This is a genomic window from Burkholderia sp. LK4 (genome assembly GCF_001043615.1).
Classification (GTDB): Bacteria; Pseudomonadota; Gammaproteobacteria; order Burkholderiales; family Burkholderiaceae; genus Burkholderia; species Burkholderia cepacia.
This window is the reverse complement of the sequence record NZ_LDUL01000134.1, coordinates 1-423: the sequence shown is the minus strand read 5'-3', so window position 1 is coordinate 423 and position 423 is coordinate 1. Positions and strand designations below refer to the sequence as shown.

Here is a 423-nt window from a genome sequence, read left to right as displayed (position 1 = left end):
TTCGTTGCGCGGAGCGTGAGGAATAACTGAGGCCGCTGAACTTGACGGACGAGTCGTCCCTTTGCTCCTCAGTTTCTTAATCAGAAATTCACGTTTGAGAAGTTCGATGTTTTCAGGCTTATTCATTTTCTGGACCAGTGAATTTATTCGATATCAGCAGAGTTGTCGTACTCGTCAGCGATGAGTTTGCGTAGCTCTTCCTCAGAAATGGAATCCAACTCAGTAGTAAGAGCCAGGATGTCCCGCTCGTCGTAATGAGATAGGCGAATCGATACAACGGCTTCAGCGAGCTTCACCAGCGTTTGAGAGCGGAATATTTCATTGAGAGGAATCTCCACTTCAAATGTTTCCCGGATTCTTGCGGTGACCTGCGTTGCGAGCAGCGAGTGTCCACCGAGGTCGAAGAAGTTGTCGTGCCGGCCG

Annotated in this window: 1 protein-coding gene; it reads right to left on the bottom strand. The window is 49.4% G+C overall.

The features are described from left to right. Positions 1–143: 143 nt before the first annotated feature. The coding region (locus VK92_RS43370) for a phosphopantetheine-binding protein (protein WP_048026834.1) at positions 144–423 on the bottom strand (280 nt) is incomplete at its 5' end.